Source organism: Archangium violaceum (assembly GCF_016887565.1).
Classification (GTDB): Bacteria; Myxococcota; Myxococcia; order Myxococcales; family Myxococcaceae; genus Archangium; species Archangium violaceum_B.
In genome coordinates this window covers 11,673,624-11,692,960 of record NZ_CP069396.1, presented here as the reverse complement: position 1 = coordinate 11,692,960, position 19,337 = coordinate 11,673,624, and the positions used below count along the sequence as shown (strand labels likewise).

Here is a 19,337-nt window from a genome sequence, read left to right as displayed (position 1 = left end):
TTAGAAGGCACCGCCCAGGTTGATACCGACGTTGACGTTGTTGCCGTTACTGCCCACGCCCAGCTCCTCGTCGCCGAGGAAGCGGTAGGTGGCACGCGCGCCGGCCGACACGGAGCCGAACTTGTAATCGATGCCCGCCGCCAGCGGCACCTCGGTCACGAGGTCGTTGTCGGCGCGCAGCCCCGCGTCGTCCGAGGGATTGAGGATGCTCACGCCGAAGCCTGCGCCGACGAAGGGCCGCAGGGCGCCGTTGGCGCCGAGCTGCGGACCCACCTTGGCGAGCGCGCCCACGTTGTGCCGCCACAGCGAGCCGTCGATGTCCGTGAACGGGTTGCGCGAGCCCTCGTAGCCGAGCTCCACGCCGATGAGCGGCAGGGGACGGGCGTTGGCCTGGATGCCCGCGAAGGCGCCCGTGCCCGTGCTGTCACCCAGGTCTCCGGTGAACACGTTCAGGCCGCCCGACAAGCTGACACCGAAGTCCATTCCCCGGTCCTGCTTCGCGTCGTAGTCGTAGACACGCCCTTCGTCCGGGATGCGCGCTTCGTCCTGGGCGAGCGCGGGCAAGGCCATCAGCGTGGCCGCGGCGACCGCGCCAAAACCCCAGCTCTTCTTGAAGCTCATGATGTTGCCTCCCTGTGGACCCTCGTGTTCGTTCGGGGGTCCTACGAAAGTTGGGCGTGGGGCTCGATGACAGGAAGCGCACACTTCCCCGTCCCACTCGTCCCAGCACCCCCCAGGCGGCCAGCGCGCCGGTTCCCGGTCCGGCCGAGGCTGGGCACGTCGGAAGTGACTTGCTATACCGCCCCCTCCCCTCCGACCTACGAGGTCGGTAGGCGAGCAGCCAGCGCAGGGCCTACACGGACAGGACGCTGGCTGCCCGACTCCCGGTGTCCATCGGACCGATGTGACTCCATAGGGAGGGGTGTGCTCGCAAACCATTGAAATTACTGGGAAAATGCCAGGAATTGATTGGGGAAGCGAGTGTTGCAAGGCCAACACTCGGGATGGGTGCGCTGGGAAATTCCAATCGCCGCGCCGGTCCCTTCACCGCAAAGGAAGCGACATAGTGATGAATCGACTCTCCTCCCGCCGCCGGCAGCTGGCCGCCTTCGGGCTCGTCTCCCTCGTCACCTTCTCTGCGTCCCAGGCGCTGGCGGCTGGCGGCTTCTCCTCCGCCACCGCGAGTGGGAATGACGGCAACGTGCCGGCCAATGCCATCGACGGTAGCCTGTCCACCCGCTGGTCCTCGGATGGCCGCGGTCAGTGGATTCAGGGGGACCTGGGCGCCGTGAAGTCCCTGAGCGCCCTGGACATCGCCTGGTACAATGGCAACGTTCGAGCCAGCAACTTCACCATCGGCGTCTCGTCGGACGGTTCCACCTTCACGACGGTGTTCTCGGGCACTTCCTCCGGGAAGACGGCCTCCGCCGAGCGCTACACCTTCCCCGCGAAGAGCGCCCGCTACGTGCGCGTGACGGTCAACGGCAACACCGTGAACACCTGGGCGAGCATCTCCGAGCTCGCGGCGGCCTCCTCCACCGAGCCAGTGCCCACTCCCACGCCCACCCCGACCCCGGAGACGGGCAAGGACGTCTTCGGCGTCACGATGATCTACCCGACGAAGGCGGGCGGCGAGACGTGGTTCCTCAAGGACAACGCGCTGCAGGACACGCGCTTCGACCCGCAGGACACCATCACGCGCAACGCGGACGGCTCCTGGAAGAACAAGAGCAGCCAGGTGCGCATGCACGCCAAGACCACCACCGGCTACGACTCGAAGCTCATCCCCACGTATGACCCGGACGTGCTGGCGAGCCGCGGCTACATGCAGGCCGCCAACGACTGGAAGAACGTGGAGATGACCGGCTTCATCAAGGTGAACGCCGCCAGCGACATGAGCGACAACTTCGCCTGGTACGCGCGCGGTGGCCGCCACACGGACTCGCTGGCCTGCGAGGGCACCTCGTACAAGGGCAGCCTCCACTACGACGGCCGCGCCCGCTGGCAGAAGGAGTCCTGGCACGTCAGCTACGACCAGACCTCGTACCAGACGGCCACCAGCTCGCTGAAGGGCCGCTGGGTGGGCTTCAAGTCCATCATGAAGAACACCACCTACAACGGGAAGGCCGCGGTGAAGCTGGAGCTGTGGCTCAACGACAACGCGGACAAGGTGACCTGGAAGAAGATCTACGACACCACGGACTACGGGCAGATCGGCGGTGACCTCGATCACTGCGGTGGCTCCGTGGCCGCCGCGCCCCTCACCTGGGGCGGCCCGCTGGCCACGTTCCGCTGGGACAGCGCCTCGGACGTGGACTTCAAGTGGTTGAGCGTGCGTGAGATCGCCGAGTAGCGAAGCGCTCACCCACGGCGGGTGAAGCACCGGGCGCGGGGAGTGTGACTCCCCGCGCCCGCTTTTTTGTGCGGAGCCGGCCGGGCACTCGCGGCTCGGCGGGGGTGGGGGTAGACTGGCGCTCCGACACGGTGGGGGGCCCGTCGTAGAGGATCATCGATGTCCGCCGTGACCCAAGTCAGCCACACGCCCACCGCCGCCACCTCCGAGAGAAATGGGGATGCTCTGCTGAGCGCCCTGGCCGAGGTGGAGCGGGCGAGTCCGGACGGCAGCCTGGTGCTGAGGGTCGTGAGAGACGCCGCCGGGGCCATCGCCGATTTCGAGTGCGTGTTCATCAACGCCGTCGGGGAGCAGGTGACGCGGCGGTTCACCGGTCCGCTGCTCGGGCGACGGATGCTCGACGTCTTCAAGACCGAGCGGGCCCGGCCGCACTTCGCCATGTACCGCCAGGTGGTGGAGACGGGGCAGCCCTGCGTGCTGGAGGTGATGCTGCCCGAGGACGGGGGGATGTGGCTGCGCATCACGCTGACGCGGTTCCAGGATGGCGTGCTGGCGCGCTTCCAGGACATCTCCCCGAGCAAGCGCTCGGAGCTGGAGCGGGACACGCTGCTCGTCCAGGAGCTCACCGGGCGGCTGGAGGCGGAGGCGCTGGCGCGGGAGCGAGCGGGAGAGCTGAACGCGGCGCGCGAGAAGCTGGTGCAGTCGGAGCGGTTGTCGGTGGCCGGGCAGCTCGCGGCGGGGGTGGGGCATGAAATCAACAACCCGCTGGCCTTCGTGACGGGCAACCTGCACGTGGCGCTCGAGCAGTTGTCGGTGGCGGCGCGAGAGCTGGGACCGGCGGTGGCCGAGCGGCTGAAGGACACGGTGCATGCGCTGGAGGACGCGCGCCGGGGGGCCGAGCGCATCCGCACCATCGTGAAGGACTTGCGGACGCTGGCGCGTGCGGACGAGACGCGGCTGGGGCCGGTGGACGTGCACGCGGCGCTGGAGTTCAGCGTGTCGCTGGCGATGCCGCACCTGCGCCACCGGGCCCGGGTGGATCGCCGCTACGGGGTGGTGCCGCCGGTGCGGGCCAACGAGGCGAAGCTGGGGCAGGTGTTCCTCAACCTGCTCGTCAACGCGGCGCAGGCCATCCCCGAGGGAGACGTGACGCACCACCGCGTCACGCTGGTGACGCGGCGGGAGGGCGAGCGGGTGGTGGTGGAGGTGCGTGACACCGGCGTGGGGATGACCCCGGAAGTGCTGGCGCGCATCTTCGAGCCCTTCTTCACCACGAAGGCGCAGGGAGAGGGGACGGGGCTGGGGCTGTCCATCTGTCTGGGCATCATCCACTCGATGGAGGGCGAGCTGGCGGTGGAGAGCGAGCCGGGACGGGGCAGTACGTTCCGGGTGGTGCTGCCGGTGAGCGAGAGCCTGGAGTCCCTGGCCGTGCCGACGCCGGCGCGGACGATGGCGGACGTGCAGGCGCGCAAGCGGGTGCTGGTCATCGACGACGAGCCGGGCATCGGGTCGGTGATGCGGCGCATCCTCGGGCGGGTGCACGAGGTGGTGGTGGTGCAGAGCGGCCGCGAGGCGCTGGCGGTGCTGGAGAAGGACGACGGCTTCGACCGCGTGTTCTGCGACCTGATGATGGCGGACCTGACGGGCATGGACCTGTACGCGAGGCTGGTGGAGACGCGGTCCGAGTGTCTGTCGCGTTTCGTCTACATGACGGGAGGCGGCTTCACGGATCGGGCACGAGACTTCCTCAAGCAGGTGTCGGCGCCGCGCATCGACAAGCCCTTCGAGGCGGAGGTCATCCGGGCGTTGGTGGCGCAGGCTCCGCCGAGGCGCGCGACATAAAAGGTTGGGGCGGGGGCTCGCGGACGTCTATATGGGCGCCGTATGGAAGCTCTCGAGCGTTTCTTCCTCATCCGTGAGCGGGGCTCGTCCGTGGGGACGGAGCTGCGCGCGGGCCTGGTGACGTTCCTGACCATGGCCTACATCCTGCTGGTCAACCCGCAGATTCTGTCCGAGGCGGGGATGCCGGTGGCGGATGTGACGGTGGCCACGGCGCTGGGCGCGGCCTTCGGCACGCTGCTGATGGGGGTGTACGCGAAGTTCCCCTTCGCGTTGGCGCCGGGCATGGGGCTGAACGCGTACTTCACCTATGGGGTGGTGAAGGGGCTGGGGGTGGACTGGCGCTTCGCGCTGACGGCGGTGTTCGTCGAGGGACTGCTGTTCATCGTGCTGTCGTACGGGGGCATCCGGACGATCATCCTCCGGGCGATTCCGGCGCCCATCAAGCTGGCCACCACGACGGGTATCGGACTGTTCCTGGCGCTCATCGGGCTGAAGAACGCGGGGCTGGTGGTGGACAGCCCGGCGACGCTGGTGCAGCTGGGGGTGTTGCACGCGCCGGTGCCGCTGCTGGCGTTGGCGGGGCTGGTGCTCATCGGGGCGCTGGCATCGCGCAAGGTGCAGGGAGCGCTGCTGATTGGCATCGCGACGGTGGCGGTGGCGGCGTGGGGGCTGGGGCTGGCGAAGGCGCCGGAGTCGTTCGTGAGCGTGCCGAGCCTGCCGCGCGAGACGTTCTGGGCCTTCGACTTCTCGCAGGTGCTGACGGGGAAGTTCCTGACGGTGATGCTGGCGTTCCTGTTCGTGGACGTGTTCGACACGGCGGGCACGTTGCTGGGGGTGGGCCGCATTGGAGGTTTCCTGAAGCCGAACGGGGAGCTGCCGGGAGCGGGCCGGGGCTTCATGGCGGACGCGGTGGGCACGGTGGCTGGAGCGGTGTTCGGCACGAGCACGGTGACCTGCTACATCGAGTCGGCGGCGGGGGTGGAGGAGGGCGGGCGCACGGGACTGACGGCGGTGGTGGTGGCGGTGCTCTTCCTGCTGTCACTCTTCTTCGTGCCGACGCTGGCGGCGATTCCGCCGGTGGCGACGGCACCGGTGCTGGTGGTGGTGGGGGCGCTGATGATGAGCGGAGCGCGCGAGCTGGAGTGGAGCCGGATGGATGAGGCGTTGCCGGGATTCCTGACGATCGCGCTGATGCCTTTCACATACTCCATCGCGAACGGGATCAGCGCGGGCATCGTGTCGTACGCGGCGCTGAAGCTGCTGTCGGGACGTCCGCGCGAGGCGCACCCGGTGGTGTACGTGCTGGCGGTGCTGCTGGTGCTGCACTACGCCACGGGAGGGGGCGCCTAGGTTCCCATCTCCAACCCCTCTCCTCTCCTCTCCTCTCCCTTTCCCTCTGGGAGAGGGTCGGGGTGAGGGTATGAGGTGTACCCGGGTCGTGCACTCGAGCACGAGCATCCGCCGGGGCCGCCAGGGGCCCGGGGAGGCAGGCACGGGTTGGCGGAGCCGGTTGCCGGACGCAGCTTCCCGGGAGGAGGTGGGCCATGCGCTCACGGACCGTATTCGCCGGACTGACCATGGCTACGTTCGCCTTCGGCGCGCTGGCCGAGGACCCCACGCCGTCGGAGCTGAAGGCGATCGAGGAGAAGGCCACGCCCGGGGATCAATTCACCCAACAGGAACGCGGCTCCATCCGGGGCACGGTGAAGGGAGCCACCGGCAACGTCATCACCCTCGACCTGGGCCCGCGGGAGCCGCTGGTCCAGGTCGTCGTGAAGGACGAGGACCGGCTGCCGATCCGCCAGAGCGGAAGACAGGGCACGCTCGCCCTCGAGCAGCTCCAGGAGGGCATGACCGTTCGCACGTCCTTCCGCAACGAAGGTGGCATCCGCGTCGCCACTTCCATCGAGGTCCTGCCGGCTCCCTAACGCGCGTTGGGCGTGGTCTCGAAGGGCCACTCGCGCCGCTGCGTCTCGCGGCCGAGCCAGTGGTCCGCGAGCCGCTGCGCGAGCCTCCACGGCTCCCCGCCGGCGCGATTCGTCAGGACGATGACCGTGAGCCGCTGCTCCGGGTACTTCACGATGGCATGGGTGAAGCCACTCGTCTCTCCATGATGCGACAGGCGCATCCGTCCCCCGTCCTCGTCGACGAACCAGCCGAACCCGTAACGCGTGGACGCGCCATCCGGCAGCGTCGGCGGCGTCCACGCGAGCCGCTGGGTGTCCGCGCTGACGAGCGTGTGCGCGTCCAGCGCCGCGTCCCAGGCCACCAGCTCCGCCACGGACGAGTAGATGCCGCCATCTCCCAACACCGCGCTGGTGGGGCTCTGGTCCCTGGGGCGGAAGCCCTTCGCGTCGGCCACGTAGCCGTAGGCGCGGCGTGCCACCGTCGAGACGCCCTCCTCATGGGCGACCGTCGAGCGCATGCCGAGCGGGGCGAAGACGCGCTCGTGCAGGAAGCGGGCGAAGGGCATTGCGCCGACCTGCTCCACGATGAGGGCGAGCACCGCGTAGCCGGAGTTGCTGTAGCGCACCGCGCTCCCGGGCGGGAAGTGCGTGCGGTCGGCGCGGGAGAGCAGCGCGAGGACGTCCTTGTCCTTCACCTGTACGGTCTGGGTGTCCGGGACGAAGGCCTCGTAGTCCCAGATGCCCGAGGTGTGGTGGAGCAGGTGCCGGATGCGGACCTCGCGCAGGTAGGCCGGGAAGCCGGGGAGCACGTCGACCACGCGGTCGTCGTAGCGGAGCTTGCCTTCCTCGGCCAGGAGCATGATGGCCGTGGCCGTGAACTGCTTGGAGAGCGAGGCCAGGCGGTACTGGGTCTCCGGCGTGGCCCGCGTGCGCGCCTGGAGGTCCGCCAGTCCGTAGGCGCGGCCGAGCACGACCCGCCCCTCGTGGATCACCACGACACTGGCCCCGGGGCCATCCGGAGTGTCGTAGGCGGCGAAGAGCGGATCCACGGCGTGCGCGTCCGCGGCCGGGAGCGCCCGGGTGCTCGACGTGGCTCCGGCGCACCCGAGGATCAGCGTGAAGGCGGCGAGGAGGGCGGGGGTCGCCAGGGAAGGGGCGGTGAGGGTCGGCATGGCCGGGAGTCGTACCACCCGCGCGCGAGCACGGGGACTCCCGGAGCGCTCCTCACCGGTCCGTCTTGATGTCCAGCGGCGAGGGCGAGGGACGGCGCGGCTTCTGTGCCGCCGGCTTCGGCGTGAGCTTCACCGAGACCTCGGGGGCGTCCCCGGCGGACACCGGGCGTGACACCGTCTCGTAGCCATCCAGCTTCACCGCCAGCATCACCGGCGGCGCGTTCGTGGGCAGTGGCAGCTCCAACGGCGTCTCTCCGTGCTGCTTCCCATCCACCACCACCACCGCGCCCGCGGGCTCCGAGAGCACCTTCAACGTCACCGCCCGCGGCTCCGGCGTCTGTTCGGGCTGCGTGGGCTGGGTGGGTCGCGCCACCAGCGGGGGCTGCGACACGGGCGAGAGGGACTCCGCGGGGGTGGAGCGCAGGAAGACGAGCGCGGCCCCCGCGCTGATGAGCAGCGCGCCCACTCCGGCCACCATGGGCACCACCGGCAAGCGCCGCCGCCGCGTGACGGGGACGGGACTGATGGACAGCGTGGGCCGGGAGGTGACGAGCGTGAGCGGCCTGGGCGGCGAGACGACGGGCGTCCCCGTCTGCGAGGGCGGAGGCCCTGGCGGGGGCGGGAGCGGAGGCCGCTGCGACTGCGAACGGACGCTGCTGCGAGACGGGTTGGTCTTCGCGTCCAGGTCCGTGTCCTCGCTGAGCTGGTCCAAATTGGCCGGGTCCGCCTCGCGCGCGAGGCGCTCCGCGTACACCTCCCGCAGGAAGGCGGACAGGTGCGCGTTGCTGGCCGGCAACCGGTGCTGGAGGATGTAGTCCTCGATGGCCAGCCGGAAGGCGCCGCAGTCCGGGTAGCGGCCCTCCACCGAGGGGGCCAGCGCCTTGTGCACCAGCTCGTCGAGGCCCGGCGGCAGCTGGGGGTTGAGCTGCGAGGGCTTCGCCACCTGGCAGTCTCGCACCAGCCGCAGCGTCATCATGTCCGACTCGCCCTTGAAGAGGCGCCGGCCCGTCAGCAACTCCCACAGCACCACGCCCAGTGCGAACAAGTCGCTCCGCGCGTCCACCGGCTGGCCATTGGCCTGCTCCGGCGACATGTACGGGTACTTGCCCTTGAGCACTCCGGTGGCCGTGTGCGACGCGCTGCCCGCCGCCTTGGCCACTCCGAAGTCGATGACCTTCACGCCTCCGTCGAAGCCCACCAGGATGTTCTGCGGCGACACGTCCCGGTGCACCAGCTGCAGCGGCCGGCCCTGCGGATCCCTCGCCTGGTGCGCGTAGTGCAGCCCCGCGGCCGCCTCCGCGATGATGCGCAGCACCAGTCCCACCGGCAGCGGCTTGCCCTGCGCGCGCGCGAACTTCTCCATCCGGCGCACGTCGTCGCCCTGCACGTACTCCATGGCCAGGCACTGCCGGCTATCGATCTCCGTCAGCTCCAGGATGGTGATGAGGTTGGGATGCGCCAGCCGCGCCACCAACCTCGCTTCCTCCAGGAACATCTCGAGGAAGTCCTCATCCTCGGCCAGATGCGGCAGGATGAGCTTGAGGACGACGAGCCTCTCCAGCCCAGATCCCTTCTCCAGCGCGAGGAACACCTGTCCCATCCCGCCGGAGGCGATCTTGCGCAACAACTGGTACTTGCCGAAGGGGACTGCCATGGCGCGTCACGATAACCCGGGTTCCAAGAATCCGCGAATGTCCAATTCGTGACTCGATCGAGTAAGCAGGCAGGCAGTCATCGAATGAGCGCTCAGGCTTTCAATTTGTAACCAGATTGCAACGCGGCCCAGGCCACGCCGGTGGCCAACACCGCCAGGGCCAGGAGGATTCCACCGCCGAGCAAGGGGGAGAAACCGCCGCCGGTGCCCAGCATTCCGTAGCGCAGCCCCTCCACCATATAGACCATGGGGTTGAAGAGGCTGATGTGATTCCAGGGCGAGGGCAGCTCGCGCACCGAGTAGAAGATGCCGCCCAGGAAGGTGAGCGGCAGCATGACGAAGGTGGGGAAGAAGTTGACCTGCTCGAACTTCTCGGCCCACACCGCCGCGAGCACGCCCAGCACGCTGAAGGTGTACGAGGAGAGCAGCAGGAAGAAGAGCGTGGCGGGGGCGTGCGCCAGGCGGAAGCCGGTGAAGAAGGTGGCCACGGCCCAGGTGAGCCCGCCCACCATCAGCCCGCGCACCATGGCCCCGCCGATGAAGCCGGCCAGCAGCTCCAGGGGCCCCAGCGGCGCCACCAGCAGGTCCACCACCGTGCCTTGAATCTTGGTGATGAACAGCGAGGAGCTGCTGTTGAGGAAGGCGTTGTTGGCTAGGCCCAGGAAGACGAGGCCGGGGACGATGAAGGACAGGTAGGGCACGCCCTCCACCTCGTGCACGCGCCCGGAGAGCGAGTAGCCGAAGACGAGGAAGTAGAGCGAGGTGCTGATGAGGGGCGAGAGGACGGTCTGGCCCGGCACGCGCATGAAGCGCCGGACCTCCTTCGCCAGCAGGGTTTTCATCCCAAGGGTGTTCATGGTGTCGTCGGGGCAGGGGGTGGGGGCCGCTCAGGAGGCGAGCGCGGCGGCGGGCTTGCCGCGCAGGATGTCGATGAGGATGTCCTCGAGGCGCGAGTGGCGCGTCTCCACGTTGTTCACGGGCAGGCCCTGCGTGTAGAGGGCGCGCAGGACTTCGCCCGCGGGAGCGCAGCCCTCGCGCTCGGCGTAGGTGAGGGTGCGGCCATCGGCGGAGAGCGCGGCGCCCATCTGGCGCGTGGACTCGGGGAGCGTGGTGACGGCGTCGGTGAAGGTGACGACGAGCCGCTTCTCGCCCAGCCGGCGCAGCAGTGCCTTCTTGTCCTCCACCAAGAGCAGCCTGCCCTCGTTGATGACGCCCACGCGGTCGGCCAGCTCCTCGGCCTCCTCCAGGTAGTGCGTGGTGAGGACGATGGTGGTGCCCTCGGAGGCCAGCTTGCGCACGTACGTCCACAAGTCCCGGCGCAGCTCCACGTCCACGCCCGCGGTGGGCTCGTCCAGGAAGACGAGCTTCGGCTTGTGCACCAGCGCCTTGGCGATGAGCAGCCGGCGCTTCATTCCGCCCGACAGCGCGCGCGTGAGCGAGTCCGCCTTGTTCTGCAGGTTGAGCGCGGTGAGGACCTCCTTCACCCGCGCCTCGTCCCGGTGCTGCCCGTAGTAGCCCTGCTGGATGTAGAGCGACTCGGCCACCGAGAAGAAGGGGTCGAAGTTGATCTCCTGCGGCACCAGCCCCACCTCGTAGCGCGGGCGCACCGGATCCTCGTCCAGGTCCTTGCCAAAGAGGATGATCTTCCCGCTCGTCTTCTTCACCAGCCCGCACACCGAGCCGATGAGGGTTGTCTTGCCGGCGCCGTTGGGGCCGAGCAGGGCGAAGATCTCCCCGGGGCGGATGCTGAGGTTGACGTCGGAGAGGGCCGTGAGCTTGCCTCCATAGGTCTTCGTGAGACCTTGGAGCTCGAGCGCGGGGGTGGAGGACATGATGGGAGGGGCCTTTACCACCACCCGGGCCCCCGAAAAGGTCCGACTGCATTACAATGGGGCTGCAATGCTGACCGTGAAGGAGCTGAGGACACTGGCGGTGCGGCTGACGGAGCCGGTTTTCTGTCAGCAGGTGGGGCCGTTCGCGCTGGTGCAGAAGCCGCCCAGGCCGGTGGTGGAGCAGATGGCGCTGCGGCTGGGGGCCCAGCGCACGGTGCTGGGCAACGGCATGGGCAGCCTGGAGGCGATGCAGGTGTCGATGCTGTTGAATTTCGACCTGCTGCAGGTGGCGACGCTGCCGCCGCTGCGCTCCCAGGACTCGCTGGCGGTGGGGCGGCTGCCGAGCTGTGACCTGGTCATCAACGACCCGTCGGTGTCCAAGCACCACGCGGAGCTGCGCTGGTACGGGCCGGCCGCCAGCTGCCGGGTGAGGGATTTGCGGTCCACCAATGGCACCTTCCTCAATGGCAAGCCCCTCGCGCCCGAGCGGGAGTACCTCCTGAGGGATGGGGCGCTGCTGCGCTTCGGGGACGCGGACTTTGCCTTCTTCGTGGCGAAGTCGCTCCACCAGAAGCTGCTGCGCAGTGGTTCCTCGCCGGATTCCCCCGGGGCGAGCCCCGGCCGGCGTGGCGTCCCGCCTGGGGAGTAGGGGAGCGGGGAGTCCGGAGGGGCGGGGGGAGGACTCCGAGGACGTGCCACGCGGTGCGGGCTGTTCTCACGCGGAAGAGGCGGAAGCCCGGGAAAGACGTGTCCGGGAAGAGCGGGAGCGCGGCCGAGCGCCTTGAGCCCGCCGCGGCACCCTGCTATCCGCCACCGTCCCCGTCACCGAGTTGGAGGCAGAAAGAGCACGATGGCCCAGAACTTCATCTTCACCATGCAGGACCTGCGGAAGGTCAAGGGCGGCAAGGAGATCCTCAAGGGCATCTACCTGTCCTTCTTCCCGGGAGCGAAGATCGGCGTCATCGGTCCGAACGGCTCCGGTAAGTCGACGCTGCTGCGCATCATGGCGGGCGTGGACAAGGAATTCTTCGGCGTCGCCAAGCCGGACCCGAGCGCGCGCGTGGGCTACCTGGCGCAGGAGCCGCAGCTCGACAGCTCGCTGGACGTGAAGGGCAACGTGGAGCTGGGCCTCAAGCAGGTGCGCGCGCTGCTGGACCGCTTCAACGAGGTGAGCGCGAAGTTCGCCGAGCCCATGGACGACGCGGCGATGGAGAAGCTGCTGGCCGAGCAGGGCCGGTTGCAGGACGCCATCGACGCGTGCAACGGCTGGGAGCTGGACCGGACCCTGGAGATGGCGATGGACGCGCTGCGCCTGCCGCCCGGGGACGCGGACGTGACGAAGCTGTCCGGCGGTGAGAAGCGCCGCGTGGCGCTGTGCCGGATTCTCTTGGAGAAGCCGGACCTGCTGCTGCTGGACGAGCCCACCAACCACCTGGACGCCGAGAGCGTGGCGTGGCTGGAGCAGGCCCTCAAGGAGTACAAGGGCACCATCGTCTGCATCACGCACGACCGGTACTTCCTGGACAACGCGGCGGAGTGGATCCTGGAGCTGGATCGCGGCGAGGGGGTGCCCTGGAAGGGGAACTACTCGAGCTGGCTGGACCAGAAGCAGAAGCGGCTGGAGCTGGAGGAGAAGTCGGAGAGCGCGCGGCAGAAGACGCTCAAGCGCGAGCTGGAGTGGGTGCGAGCCTCGCCCAAGGCGCGCCAGGCGAAGAGCAAGGCGCGTATCTCGGCGTACGAGGAGCTGCTCAACCAGACGCAGGAGAAGAGGGATCCGACGGGCGAGGTGACGATTCCGCCCGGGCCGAAGCTGGGCGGACTGGTGGTGGAGGCCAAGGGGCTGCGCAAGGCGTACGGGGACCGGCTGCTGGTCGACGACCTGAACTTCAAGCTGCCGCCGGGCGGCATCGTGGGAATCATCGGACCGAACGGCGCGGGCAAGACGACGCTGTTCCGGATGCTGACGGGCGTGGAGAAGCCGGACGCGGGCGAGCTGCGCATCGGCGAGACGGTGAAGATGGCGTACGTGGACCAGAGCCGCGACGCGCTGGACGGGGACAAGAGCGTCTTCGACGAGGTGAGCGGCGGGCTGGACTACATCGACCTGGGCCGGGCGGGGCAGATTCCGAGCCGCGCGTACCTGGCGGGCTTCGCGTTCAAGGGGCAGGACCAGCAGAAGCGGGTGAAGGACCTGTCGGGCGGCGAGCGCAACCGGGTGCATCTGGCGAAGATGCTCAAGAGTGGCGGCAACGTGCTGCTGCTGGACGAGCCCACGAACGACCTGGACGTGGAGACGCTGCGGAGCCTGGAGGACGCGCTGTTGAACTTCGCGGGCTGCGCGGTGGTGATCAGCCACGACCGCTGGTTCCTGGACCGCATCGCGACGCACATCCTGGCGTTCGAGGGAGACAGCCGGGCGTTCTTCTTCGAGGGCAACTTCCAGGACTACGAGGCGGACAAGAAGAAGCGGCTGGGCGCCGAGGCGTTGGAGCCGCACCGCATCCGCTACCGTCCGCTCACGAGGAGCTGAGGTACCGCGGAGCCGTGCCGCTGTAGAAACCCTCTCCCATCCCCATCCCTCCCTCTCCCTCCGGGAGAGGGTCGGGGTGAGGGTATCGGAAGTCCCGGGTTCACCCAGGCAATGCAGCCGGTGAGCCGAGAAGCGCGACGAAGTCCTCCACGATGCGTGAGGTGGAGAACCTACCGGTGACGAACTGGTTCCCAGCCTCGCCCATGGCGCGCCGCCGTTCCGCGGGCATGTCGACGGCGGCAACGAGCGCATCCCGCCATGCGGCCACATCCCCTGGCGGGAGCAGCCATCCCGTCTCTCCCTCGCGCAATGTCTCCGGAATGCCACCCATGCGGCTGCCGAGCACGGGAACGCCACACGCCTGGGCTTCGATGGACACGCGTCCGAAAGGCTCCAACCACTCGGAGGGCATGGCCAGCACGTCCATGGCCGCGTAGAGGGGTCTCACGTCCGCGGTCCACCCGCGCAGCAGGTGACGCTCCTGGAGCGCGGGCACGATCACACTCCGCAGGCGCGAATGGGCCTCCTCCTGTCCCACCCAGAGGGCTCGCAGGGAGGGACGCTGTGGCATCGCCTCATTGAAAGCCTCGGCGAGCCGGAAGGCCCCCTTTTCCGGCGCGAGCGCACCCACGAACCCCACGAGCACCTCGTGCTCTCGGACACCCAGCGCATGGCGGCTCTCGGCGCGCAAGCGCGCGTTCGGGCGGAAGTGCTCCACGTCCAGCGGGTTGTAGAGGAGCTGCACGCGTTGGCGGGCAACGCCCTGGCCCACCAGATGCTCCCGCATGGATTCGGAGACGGCGATGAAGCGGTGGGCCATGCGCGGCAGGAGCGTGCGTGAGAACGGCTGGAGCGGGCTGTTGAGGTGCCGGAACAGCGCCACGCGAGTTCCCGTGGCGCGGCCCAGCACGAGCAGCGGCCAGTATTCGTGTCCGAAACTGCCCACGAGCCAGTCCGGTTGCAGTCTCCGGATGGCGCGGAGCACGGCCCTCCCTCCTCGCACGTCCAGCGCATTGCGGAAGACACCGGGTTCCACCGACAGACCGCTCGCGGTCAGCTCACGGGCGATGAAGGCTCCCGGACGCGCGACGGTGAGGACCTCGTGCCCCGCCCGGGCCAGTGCCCGGACGAGGCAAAGCAGGTGCGTTTCCGTCCCGCGTGCACCTCTGCTGGTTCCAACGAAGACGAGTCTCATGGATGAAGGAAAACCCTAGAGCATTGCCTTCGTTCGAGGAACTTCGTACGAACCCTGGAGTTCGATTGATACCTACTCAGCGATGTTCATGCGAGCCACCTTGAGCGGGTGGTCGGAGGGAGACTGCCACCGGGGCGGCGCATATGCATCCACGAAGCTGAAGCCGGGCGATGCATGCCGCACCCAGATGTGGTCGATGTCGAACCGAGCGCCGATGTCTGGCTCCGTAGGGCATCCTGTGGCGACGCACATGTGCATGTACGGCCACGCTTCGGCGAGAGGCGTGATCTCGTAACCGTAGACCGTGTACGAAGAGCCTTCAGCGTAGACGTGTGAGTTCATGTCACCGGCGATGATGGCCGGAAGGCCGAAGCGTATGTACTGCAGCATTTCCTCCACTTGTACACGCCGGTATGCGACCGGGTCGATTCCTCGATTACGGCCAACGGAATCAGCAGTGAGATGTTGATTGACCAATCGAGCCTGGAAACCGCCTAGGTCGAGCTGAACGTATTGCCATGCCGGCTCGTAACCGGTGACTGGAACCGAATACGGAATCACCATGTGGCTCACGACGGGAAACTTGCTGAAGATGGCAAGGTCATTCCCCATCTCGTAAACGTGGTTTTTGAGATCTCCAATGTAAATGCTCTGACGAAGCCATCTCACGTCGGCCGAGTCCGCCTCCTGTAGGGCCACCATGTCTACATCGTTGTCGAGCAGCAGCTTCGCAACCCGATCAATGTTCTGCACCCCATTCGTGTCAACGCCATGGTAGATATTGTAGGTGGCCACCTTGAAAGACTGCACGAATACGAACCGTTGCCGTTTGGTCCTGACCGTTTTCCCCTCTCCGTTGACTGTCACCGCGGAGATGTCCAGGTCCATTCGCCAGGGCAGGTAGCCAGTCGGGCATTGCCACTCATTGGCGTAGGTCGTGTAATCCACCGTGACCGATGTTGAGAGAGACGACGACCCAGCGCTAGTGACTTTCTTGCCGGTTATTGGGTACGACTGGGTGATACGTTCCTCGGGATCCGCCGCGTTGCTCCGCCTCTTCATGCAGATGCGGTTCATTGCCCCCGCGAGATTGATGGATGTGATTCCTCGATTTGAATCTACCCCGGTCGCGGTGAAGGTGATGTGGGTTTGCCCTTGTGTGAATAGATAATCTGGGAGTCCGTCCGGCGTATTGACGTAAATCTCGTTTCCGAAGCCAATGAATGTTTTTTCGCGTCCCGGGCCGATTCCACTCGTCTTGAGCCATACTTCCGTGGGAGCCCAATTCTGACAGGTCTCGTCAACGGATACACAGGCGCTCCAGGACGAGTTGATGCATGTTCTCTCCCCCGGGCAATCTTCCCACGTGGAGCAGCTCTCGACATCGTTCTCCATGCAAGGCGGCTCCCAATACGCCGTCGCCATGAACGATACGAGCAAAGTGCTCAGTGACACGAGGGCTCTCAACGGGCTCCACCCTCTGAGTGTATGTGACACAGCTGGAAATTGGCTGAAAGTCTGGAACATTCATACCTCGATGCGATTGGTTTTCTGCGGTCGGATCCCAGAATCACGCCACATGCTTCTGCCAATCGAGTCACCCGTGCGGCTGGGGGCCGGGCCATGAGGCTGGACCCATCACATTTGATTGAAAGGTGAGGCATTGGCGTGTGGTTGCTCTGGATTCAGAGCAATCCGAGGGCCAGGAATACTCCTGTGTCGTTTCGCGCGTTTACGCGGCACAGTGGTGCTAGGGGGCATCTCGGGATGCGGACCTGCGTCCTCGAAATGGGACAGGTCCGCACAGAACATTCAGGTTTGGCGGTTACGTCATTTACGGCAGTGGTCGGGACGCGCGTCGGTACATGAGGAACCAGATCGCGCTTCTGCACGGGAGAGGATTGCCCTGGGTCCTTCTGTCCACGCACGGCTTGGCTCGAGCCCAGGGCAGCGCTGGTAGACAGCGGGAAAATCCACAGGGATTGTAGGGGGTTACGCTGATGTAGGCGCTGGAGTCTGATGCGGCTCCTTCCCCATTCAAGAGTAAGAGCGTGGCAGACAGGGGGGAGCCAAGGGGACGGGTACCCTCACCCTGACCCTCTCCCGGAGGGAGATGGGATTGGGGTGTCCGGGTTTTCACCTCCTCGCGGACCGGAATGTGGGCCGGCTCCTGGGTCGCGCTATGGTGCTCCCGTCGCGCAGGAGGCCCTCCCGAGCCCGCCCATGAACGTCGTCTTCATCTCTCCTCACTTCCCCCCTCAGTTCTTCCACTTCGTCACCGCCCTGCGCGAGCGCGGTGTCAACGTCCTGGGCATCGGCGATACCCCCTACGACTCCCTCCGCCACGAGCTGCGCGAGTCCCTCTCCGAGTACTTCTTCGCCCCCAACCTCAACGACTACGACGCCCTCCTGCGCGCCACCGGCTACCTCACCTGGCGCCATGGCCGCATCGACCGCATCGACTCGCTCAACGAGACCTGGCTCGAGGTCGAGGCCCGCCTCCGTCAGGACTTCCACGTCCCCGGCCTCCTCCCCGCCGACATCGCCCGCCTGCGCACCAAGCTCGGCATGCACGATGTCTTCAAGCAGGCCGGTGTCCCCCACCCCGATGGCATCCCCGTCAAGGACGCCGCCGGCGTGAAGGCCTTCGCCAGGAGCGTCGGCTACCCGCTCGTCCTCAAGCCCGACGTGGGCGTCGGCGCCGCCCGCACCTTCAAGGTCTCCTCCGACGCCGATGTCGATGCCGCCCTCGCCGAGCCCCTCCCCGGCTACGTCGCCCAGGCTTTCGTGCGCGGCACCATCGTCACCTATGACGGGCTCGTGGACCGCGATGGCCACATCGTCTTCCGCCTCAGCCACGAGTACAGCGACGGCGTCATGGAGGTCGTGCTCGAGCAGCGCGACATCTCCTTCTGGAGCCTCAAGGAGATTCCTCCCGCGCTCGAGACGCTCGGCCGCCGCGCCGTGGCCGCGCTCGGCTTGCGCGAGCGCTGGTTCCACCTCGAATTCTTCCGCCTCGCCGATGGCAGTTACGTCGCCCTCGAGGCCAACCTGCGTCCGCCCGGCGGCTACATGACGGACATGATGAACTACTCGTGCGACATCGACGTGTACCGTCTCTGGACCCGCATCCTCACGGGCGATGACGTGCGCGACTTCCGCTACACGCCTCGCTACCACGTGTGTCACGCCGCCCGGCGCGCCACCAGACGCTACCGCTACTCCCACTCCGAGCTGGTGGCCAGGCTCGGCGACGCGCTCCTGATGCATCGCGAGATGCCCGCCGTCTTCCACAGCGCCATGGGCAACGAGATGTACCTCACCCGCCACGACAGCCTCGCCGCCACCCAGGACGCCGTGCGCCTCATCCAGGCCACGGTGTGACGCTCCTCAGCGCTCCTTCCAGCTGAGGAGGTACGTGGTGCCCTCCTCCTCCTTGCGCACGACGACCGCCTGGGGCTCCTCCGCCCCGCTCACCCGCAGGAAGCTGGTGAAGAGCGCCTCGGCGTATCCCGGCGCGTCCAGCACCGAGTTCATCCACATCTCATAGGTGCTCGGCCCCAGCTCCGTCAGCCGCACCTCGGTGTAGTTGTCCGAGGAGCGCAGCGCCTGCACCATCCGGTGCACCGTGCGCTTGGGCCCGAGCAACCGCAGCAGCCGCAGCAGCGCGCGCCCCACCAGCGTCTGGCCGTAGCCCTCCACGTGCTGGGCCGCCAGCTGGCGGAAGGCCTCCTCGCGCGGCATGCCCGGGTACACCTCCGAGATGATGATGTGCAGGCAGTGCTTCCACATCTCCACCCGGTAGGCGGGCAGCAGCGGCCGGTCCAGGTCCAGTCCCGCCTGGCGCAGCCGCTCGCGCAGGCGCGGCGTCACCCGCTCTCCCACGCCGTGCCGGAGCAGTCCTTCCACCACCTGGACGAAGACCACCCGGTCTTCCCGCTTCACCTCGCGGGGCCGCATCCGGGCCTCGTCAAGCCAGCAGCCAGCGCATGGCGAACGGGAGCCGCCGCTGCCAGTCCCGCTCGTGGTGCTGGCCCTCCGGCTCGAGCACCAGCGCCACCTCGTGGTCGGCGTAACCCAGTCCCTTGAGGTGGAAGTAGAAGTCGCGCGTGGCCTCGCCGTAGGGCAGCGGGACGCCACCCGGGTCGATCCACTCGTGCGTCCCGGCGTCCAGGTAGATGCGCGTCCAGCGCCGCGAGTGCTCCGTCCAGTCGTGGAAGAGCTTGTACCGGCTCCACATCACCGAGGGCGACAGTGCCCCGATGCGGCCGAACACCTCGGGGTTCCTCCAGCCGAGGTAGAGCGACATCAGCCCGCCCAGCGACGAGCCCATGATGCCCGTCCACTCGGGGCCCTGGCGCGTGCGGTAGACACCATCGACGTAGGGCTTGAGCGTCTCGACGAGGAAGCGCGAGTAGGCCTCGCCGCCGCCGTTCACGTGGACGCTCGGGTCGTCCCAGGGCGAGTACTCCCGCATGCGCCCCGGGCCCGAGTCGATGCCCACGATGATCCACGGCTCCTGCCCCTCGCCCACCATGTGCTCCAGGACGAGGTTGGCGCACCAGGTGTCGAAGATGGCGGACTCGGGGTGCGCGAAGACGTTCTGCCCGTCGTGCATGTAGAGGACGGGGAACTGGTGGTGGGGGGCCTGGTCGTACCCTTCCGGCGTGTAGATGCGCACGGTGCGGGTGAAGCCCTCCTGGGGGGAGGCGAAGTCTCGGATGATGTGCACGTGACCCATGGGCGACGCCGACGAGCGGCTGGGTTCGAAGATAGATGGCCCGGCGCTCCCGGCCAACCCTCTCGGAGATGTCCCCACTGTGCCCGGGGTGTGGGCAGGGGTCGGTCCGGG

Annotated in this window: 16 protein-coding genes; 7 read left to right on the top strand and 9 right to left on the bottom strand. The window is 67.7% G+C overall.

All coding sequences use genetic code 11. From position 1 onward, the window contains the following. The gene (locus JRI60_RS46580; RefSeq protein WP_204222532.1) at positions 1 to 621 is read right to left on the bottom strand and encodes an outer membrane beta-barrel protein; all 621 of its coding nucleotides are present in this window, start codon (positions 619 to 621) and stop codon (positions 1 to 3) included. A 448-nt stretch (positions 622 to 1,069) separates the two neighbouring features. Between JRI60_RS46580 and JRI60_RS46575 the strand changes: the two genes are divergently transcribed. The 4 genes from JRI60_RS46575 (at position 1,070) to JRI60_RS46560 (ending at position 6,123) form a co-directional block, all read left to right on the top strand. Then, the gene (locus tag JRI60_RS46575; RefSeq protein ID WP_204222531.1) at positions 1,070 to 2,353 is read left to right on the top strand and encodes a discoidin domain-containing protein; all 1,284 of its coding nucleotides are present in this window, start codon (positions 1,070 to 1,072) and stop codon (positions 2,351 to 2,353) included. A gap of 159 nt (positions 2,354 to 2,512) precedes the next feature. Next, positions 2,513 to 4,195, top strand: coding sequence for a hybrid sensor histidine kinase/response regulator (locus tag JRI60_RS54855; RefSeq protein ID WP_204222530.1), 1,683 nt, complete (start codon positions 2,513 to 2,515; stop codon positions 4,193 to 4,195). A gap of 42 nt (positions 4,196 to 4,237) precedes the next feature. Further along, positions 4,238 to 5,545 carry an NCS2 family permease gene (locus tag JRI60_RS46565; RefSeq protein ID WP_204222529.1) on the top strand — a complete coding sequence of 436 codons (1,308 nt, stop codon included), beginning with the start codon at positions 4,238 to 4,240 and terminating at the stop codon, positions 5,543 to 5,545. Between the two features lie 194 nt (positions 5,546 to 5,739). Next, positions 5,740 to 6,123, top strand: coding sequence for a hypothetical protein (locus tag JRI60_RS46560; protein WP_204222528.1), 384 nt, complete (start codon positions 5,740 to 5,742; stop codon positions 6,121 to 6,123). Here the strand turns inward: JRI60_RS46560 and JRI60_RS46555 are convergent. From JRI60_RS46555 to JRI60_RS46540, 4 genes are all read right to left on the bottom strand, one after another. Then, complete coding sequence (locus JRI60_RS46555; protein WP_204222527.1) at positions 6,120 to 7,274, bottom strand: serine hydrolase domain-containing protein; 1,155 nt, start codon at positions 7,272 to 7,274, stop codon at positions 6,120 to 6,122. The genes JRI60_RS46560 and JRI60_RS46555 overlap by 4 nt on opposite strands. A 52-nt stretch (positions 7,275 to 7,326) precedes the next feature. Continuing rightward, positions 7,327 to 8,928 carry a serine/threonine protein kinase gene (locus JRI60_RS46550; protein ID WP_204222526.1) on the bottom strand — a complete coding sequence of 534 codons (1,602 nt, stop codon included), beginning with the start codon at positions 8,926 to 8,928 and terminating at the stop codon, positions 7,327 to 7,329. 92 nt (positions 8,929 to 9,020) lie between these two features. Next, entirely contained in the window at positions 9,021 to 9,770 is a 750-nt protein-coding gene (locus tag JRI60_RS46545) for an ABC transporter permease (RefSeq protein ID WP_239470127.1), read from the bottom strand. Between the two features lie 45 nt (positions 9,771 to 9,815). Then, positions 9,816 to 10,760 (bottom strand): ABC transporter ATP-binding protein, encoded by a 945-nt coding sequence (locus JRI60_RS46540; protein ID WP_204222524.1) that lies wholly within the window; start codon positions 10,758 to 10,760, stop codon positions 9,816 to 9,818. A gap of 67 nt (positions 10,761 to 10,827) precedes the next feature. On the opposite strand from JRI60_RS46540, the gene JRI60_RS46535 reads away from it, so the two are divergent. Beyond that, complete coding sequence (locus JRI60_RS46535; RefSeq protein ID WP_204222523.1) at positions 10,828 to 11,409, top strand: FHA domain-containing protein; 582 nt, start codon at positions 10,828 to 10,830, stop codon at positions 11,407 to 11,409. A gap of 201 nt (positions 11,410 to 11,610) precedes the next feature. Further along, positions 11,611 to 13,290 (top strand): energy-dependent translational throttle protein EttA, encoded by a 1,680-nt coding sequence (gene ettA / locus JRI60_RS46530; RefSeq protein ID WP_204222522.1) that lies wholly within the window; start codon positions 11,611 to 11,613, stop codon positions 13,288 to 13,290. Between the two features lie 100 nt (positions 13,291 to 13,390). Here ettA and JRI60_RS46525 read toward each other — a convergent pair whose 3' ends face one another. Both JRI60_RS46525 and JRI60_RS46520 read right to left on the bottom strand, forming a co-directional pair. Beyond that, on the bottom strand, positions 13,391 to 14,485 hold the full coding sequence (locus JRI60_RS46525) for a glycosyltransferase family 4 protein (RefSeq protein WP_204222521.1): 1,095 nt from the start codon (positions 14,483 to 14,485) through the stop codon (positions 13,391 to 13,393). A 72-nt stretch (positions 14,486 to 14,557) separates the two neighbouring features. Further along, entirely contained in the window at positions 14,558 to 15,880 is a 1,323-nt protein-coding gene (locus tag JRI60_RS46520; RefSeq protein WP_204222520.1) for an endonuclease/exonuclease/phosphatase family protein, read from the bottom strand. An 828-nt stretch (positions 15,881 to 16,708) separates the two neighbouring features. Between JRI60_RS46520 and JRI60_RS46515 the strand changes: the two genes are divergently transcribed. Further along, the gene (locus JRI60_RS46515) at positions 16,709 to 17,869 is read left to right on the top strand and encodes an ATP-grasp domain-containing protein (RefSeq protein WP_204222519.1); all 1,161 of its coding nucleotides are present in this window, start codon (positions 16,709 to 16,711) and stop codon (positions 17,867 to 17,869) included. Between the two features lie 6 nt (positions 17,870 to 17,875). Here the strand turns inward: JRI60_RS46515 and JRI60_RS46510 are convergent, their stop codons facing one another. Together JRI60_RS46510 and JRI60_RS46505 are read right to left on the bottom strand one after the other, a co-directional pair. Beyond that, the gene (locus JRI60_RS46510; protein WP_204222518.1) at positions 17,876 to 18,445 is read right to left on the bottom strand and encodes a DUF2378 family protein; all 570 of its coding nucleotides are present in this window, start codon (positions 18,443 to 18,445) and stop codon (positions 17,876 to 17,878) included. Positions 18,446 to 18,455: 10 nt separating this feature from the next. Further along, positions 18,456 to 19,226 carry an alpha/beta hydrolase gene (locus JRI60_RS46505; protein WP_204222517.1) on the bottom strand — a complete coding sequence of 257 codons (771 nt, stop codon included), beginning with the start codon at positions 19,224 to 19,226 and terminating at the stop codon, positions 18,456 to 18,458. Positions 19,227 to 19,337 lie beyond the last annotated feature (111 nt).